This is a genomic window from Thioalkalivibrio denitrificans (assembly GCF_002000365.1).
GTDB lineage: Bacteria > Pseudomonadota > Gammaproteobacteria > Ectothiorhodospirales > Ectothiorhodospiraceae > Thioalkalivibrio_A > Thioalkalivibrio_A denitrificans.
The window spans coordinates 1-4,872 of sequence record NZ_MVBK01000113.1; the positions used below are offsets into that span (position 1 = coordinate 1).

Annotated in this window: 2 protein-coding genes; one reads left to right on the plus strand and one right to left on the minus strand. The window is 65.8% G+C overall.

The window, feature by feature from the left end:
• Nucleotides 1-150: 150 nt before the first annotated feature.
• Entirely contained in the window at nucleotides 151-1,131 is a 981-nt protein-coding gene (locus B1C78_RS15595) for an Rpn family recombination-promoting nuclease/putative transposase (RefSeq protein ID WP_077280094.1), read from the minus strand.
• 373 nt (nucleotides 1,132-1,504) lie between these two features.
• Between B1C78_RS15595 and B1C78_RS15605 the strand changes: the two genes are divergently transcribed.
• Nucleotides 1,505-4,789: a VanZ family protein gene (locus tag B1C78_RS15605; RefSeq protein WP_077280096.1), complete on the plus strand. Its 3,285-nt coding sequence runs from the start codon at nucleotides 1,505-1,507 to the stop codon at nucleotides 4,787-4,789.
• The last annotated feature ends 83 nt before the right edge of the window (nucleotides 4,790-4,872 follow it).

Consider the following 4,872-nt stretch of genomic DNA (forward strand, 5'->3'; position numbering starts at 1 on the left):
GCTGCGGCGGGCCCCCACCCCAGCCCTCCCCCGCGAGCGGGGGAGGGGAACACGGCCTTTCGGTTTTCCCCTCTCCCTCAGGGAGAGGGTAGGGTGAGGGTGGTTTCAAGTGGAAGGCGAAGATGTGGGACCGGGAGGAGTTCCCACCCGTCAGTCGAAGATCTCTTCCACCCGCTCGGCGGTGAGAATACGTTCCGACCACTCAAGCAGCGTGTCGGCGTCCGCCTGGTCGATCCGGGCTCGATGGGCCTCGGCCGCCTCAGCGCCGAACTTGCGCTCGATCTGGCGTAGCAAGACGGCAGCCTCGCCTTCCTTGAGACCTTTCTCGCGGCCCTCCTCGATACCCTGCTGCTTCCAGTCCATTGTCCACTCCTTTACTCGCTCGGCCAGCATGCTGCGTACCTCCTGAAGATCCAACACCTGTTCAAAGTCTACACCCGGCACCCGCGCCGGCAACAGCACCCGCTTGATCCATACCGTGAAGCTTCTCCTCAGCCCTGTCTGCTCGGGCAGCCCCAACCACGCTACCAGCCGCGACAGCACCCGCTCGATGTCTTTGGGCTCCCGGCTGTTCTCCAGGGCAAACAACGCAGAGACCAGATTGCGCACCTCCGGGAGGGGGTCGTCCCGGTGGCGGCTCTCATCGAGCAGCAGGTAACGCATCTGCGGCCGGTAATGTTCCAGACCGCCGGGAATGGTCTCGATCAGATCAGCCACGTCGGTGGCCGCACCCCAGCGCCGGTCTCCGCTGTAGAGCACCACCGGCAGCACCGGCGGCAGTCTTCCCGAGGGTGTCAGCTGATCGCCCTTGCGAAGGTCCTCGTAAAGGAGTCCCACGTAGGTGAGCATCCGCAGCGCCATGAACGGGTCGGGCCGGGACTGGAATTCCAGAAGCAGGTAGATGTAGAGCCAGTGGCCGTCTCCCTGCCAGCGCACCCGCCAGACCACGTCGTCCTCGCGCTCGCGAAGGTCGTCGCTGACGTAGCCGTTGCCGACACGGTGCAATGTGGAGAAGTCGAGTCGTTCGACCCAGGGCTCGCGCACATAGCCGCGGATCAGATCCGCCACCATCTCGGGGTGGCTGAACAGCAGCTTGTAGCCGTGATCGTGTCCTTTCGTGTTGCGGCTCATTCCCTGAACCCCTTTTCCCTGTTTCCATGATGTCCCGTGGCCGGCATGATAGCCCTCGAGGAATGGGCCCTCAAGGTTTGCCCGGGAGGTCGATGATGCTCACCGGCCTGGACCGCATCGGCTCGGCGGGCACGAGGTCCTGGCTGTGGACGGTAAGGGTGGTGGTTTCACGAAGCATGGGCGGCCCCCACCCTGGCCCTCCCCCGCAGGCGGGGGAGGGGATGGCAAGGGGTTGGGTCCTGGGGTTTTCCCCTCGCCCTCAGGGAGAGGGCAGGGTGAGGGTGGCTTCTGTTACTGCCGCCCAGTCAAACCCGGTTATGCTGTGGCAGGCTGACAATCAGGCGCCAAGGATCCACTTACTGCTTCTCACGTCTTGAACCCCATCTCCACACGTACCTGGCGACTGGCGGCCCTGGGTTACCTGGGGGTGGTGGTCTATCTCACCCTGCTGCCGTTCGACTTCAGCGCGCCAACTACGCTCGCGGAGGCCTGGGAGCGTTACCAGAACATCCGTTTCGACGGCAGCGGTCCGCGGGCGCGGCAGCAATGGGCTTCGAATGTGCTCATGTTCGTGCCGCTGGGGTTTTTCTGGGCGGCGTGGTGGCTGCACAGGGTGCGCAGTCCCTGGTTGCATGTGCTCGGGGCGGTCCCTGTGGTGCTCTTCTGCGCGGCGGTGACGGCCACGGTCGAGTTCTTACAGATCTGGATTCCCAATCGCGGTCCGTCGCTGACGGACATCAGCGCCAATGCCACCGGCGGGGTCGTCGGCGTGCTGGGGTGGCTGGTGTCGCGGGTTCCGGTGGTGCGCTATTCCTTCCGGGAACTGCTTCATCGGCGCGGGCAGGTCGGTACCTGGGTGGCGATCTGGGTGGCGGCGTATGTGTTTGCCAGCCTGCTGCCTCTGGATTTCATCGTCGCGGCCAGGGAGTTGGCATCGAAAGTCGCTTCGACCCATTGGGGCTGGGTGACGGCGCCCGACGGTTGCTGGTGGGGGATTCGCTGTATCGCCATGCGGGGGCTCGAGGTGCTGCTGGTGGCGCCGCTGGGCTTGTGGGTGGCGTGGCGGTTGACGGGAAGCGCGTGGCGCCGGCTGATGGCGGGTTTTGCCGCCGGTCTGGCCCTGGGTGTCCTGATCGAGGTCGGACAGTTTCTCACGGTGTCCGGCATTGCAGAGGGCGTGTCCGTGCTCCTGCGGGGGCTTGGCGGGGCGTTGGGCGCGGCGCTGTGGATCGTGCGGGGCCGCATTCCCTGGCGGGACATTCACGCCAACCTGCGTCCACTGGTGATCATGGCGCTGCCGTTCTATCTGGTCTTGGCTGCGCTGATGGTGCTGGCCGGGGCGCGCGGCATCTCGTCGTGGGAGGAGGTGGCGGCGCAGTTCGAGACCATGCGCTGGCTGCCGCTTTATTACCATTACTTCGTGGCCGAGGCCACGGCGATCCAGAGCGTCTTGATGCACCTGGCGCTCTATGCCTTCGTCGGTCTGGGGTTCTGGCTGTGGGACCTTCGCGGTCGGGGCGGGCCGCAGGGTCATCGTGGCATGCCTGCCGCATTGGCGGCGGCCCTGATCGCTTTGTTGCTTGAGCTGAGCAAGCTGTTCCTGGTGGGCGTGCGTCCGGATACGTCGGCGCCGATCCTGGCCGCATTGAGTGCCGGGATGGTGTACGCGGGGCTGTGGTGGTGGGTGGTTCCGGGCGCACAGACGGAGTATGCGGAAGAACCTGTACCCGGCGATGCGTCGAGGCCCGGCACATGGTCGGTGGGGCGATCTTCAGAGCGAACTGACGAGCCGGAGCCGGTTCCTGCGGGTGGTCCGCGCTGGCCGCTGCTCGTGCCGGTGGCGCTGGTGTGTCTCTACGCTCTGACGTGGCCGGTGGCGGGCGTGTGGCTTGCGATGGGCCTGGCGCTGTACGCGGCGCTGCTTTGGCGCTGGCCGCATGTCTGGGCGCTGGTGGTCCCGGCGGCGTTGCCGGTGCTGTTTCTGGCGCCGTGGTCCGGGCGGTTGTTCCTGGACGAATTTGATCTGCTGCTGGCCGTCACGGTCTTCATGCTTTTGGCGCATCGACCGGATGATCAGCACCGGGTCATGCTGCATCGGGGTTTCACGTGGGCCCTGGGCCTGTTCGCGGCGTCCATGGTGGTGAGCCTGGGGGCCGCGCTGTGGCCCCTGCCGTCCGTGACACTGAACGCGTTTGTCGATTACACGAGCCCGTGGAACGGGTTGCGCGTGGCCAAGGGGCTGGCATGGGCGATCGTGCTTTACCTGCTGGTATCGCGTTCCGGGATGCTGTTGCCCGCGCTGCTTGAACGGCGCTTTCTGCCCGGCATGACGCTGGGGCTCGCCGGGCTGGCCGCGATCCTGCTCTGGGAACGCACGACCTATCCGGGACTGTTCAACTTCGACAGCGGCTATCGCGTGACGGGGCTGTTTGCCGACATGCACGTGGGCGGCCCGAGCATCGAGGCCTATCTGCTCATGGCGCTGCCCTTCGCGCTCATCTGGGCCGTGGGCATGCGCCGCTGGTGGGTCTGGCCGCTGGCGGTCGGTGTGCTCGCGGCGGGGGTCTATGGGTTGTTCATGACCTATTCCCGGGCGGGCTATCTGGGGCTCGGTGTCATGGGTGCGCTTCTGGTGCTGGGTGCGCTGGTCCAGGCCCTGCGCACTGAGGGCGGAGAGCGTGTGGCGTGGTTTTTCAGTGCCGTGCTGCCGGTGGCACTGGTGGCGGGCCTTTGGGGGCAGGTGGGCGACGGTTTCGCGGAGCGGCGTCTGGGACAGGTGGAGCAGGATCTCGAGTTCCGCCGGGATCTGTGGCAACAGGCCCTGGATCTGCGCGACCCGGGTCTCGCCGCGCGCCTGCTGGGACAGGGGCCCGGCAGCTTTCCCGGGTATTTCCAATTGCGCAACCCCGAGGGAAGGATTCCGCTGAATTTTGCCTTCGCGGAAATCGAGCCGGGCGAGATCGTCCTGCGTCTCGGCAGCGGCGATTCCCTGTACATGAACCAGCGCATCCGCATGGCGCAGCACACCGATCACGTCTTGCGCGTTCGCGTGCGCGGCGACGGCCGGGCGGTGCTGGGTCTGTTCGTGTGCGAGAAGCACATCAAGCATTCGTTCCAGTGCCGGCGCGCGAATTTGCAGATCCCGGATACCGGCGGCGAATGGCAGGAGATGGAATGGGCGTTCAACAGCGGCGGTCTCGGCATCGGGCCCTGGTTTGCCCGCCGGGGCATCACGCTGGCGCTGTCCAACATGCGCCGCGATTCGCTGGTGGGCGTCGCGCAGGTGACGCTCAGGGACGACCGCGGGCGGGAGCTGCTGCGCAACGGGGATTTCTCCCGCGGCGCGGACCACTGGTATTTCACGTCAGATTCGCTGGATGCCTTCCGGGTGGAGAACGTCTGGCTGGAGATCCTGTTCGATCAGGGCTGGCCGGGGTTGATCGGATTCGTGCTTCTCACGGTGATCGCCTGGCTCCACCTCCTGCGGCGTACGCTGGACGCCGATCCGCTGGCGTTGGGTGCGTTGGCGTCGATGACGGGTGTGCTGACCGTGGGTGTCTTCAGCGGCGTGTTCTGGTCGCCTCGGCTGGTGCTGCTGTTTTTCCTTGTATTGCTGTTGTTTGTGGCCAGGCGCAGCCCGCATATCTCACCTGGCTGAATCCATCTCGACACCATGGTTCCCTGTCGTTGCCTACCTCGCCCTCAATGCTTTGTTTTCTTCCCCTCCCCATCATGGGGGAG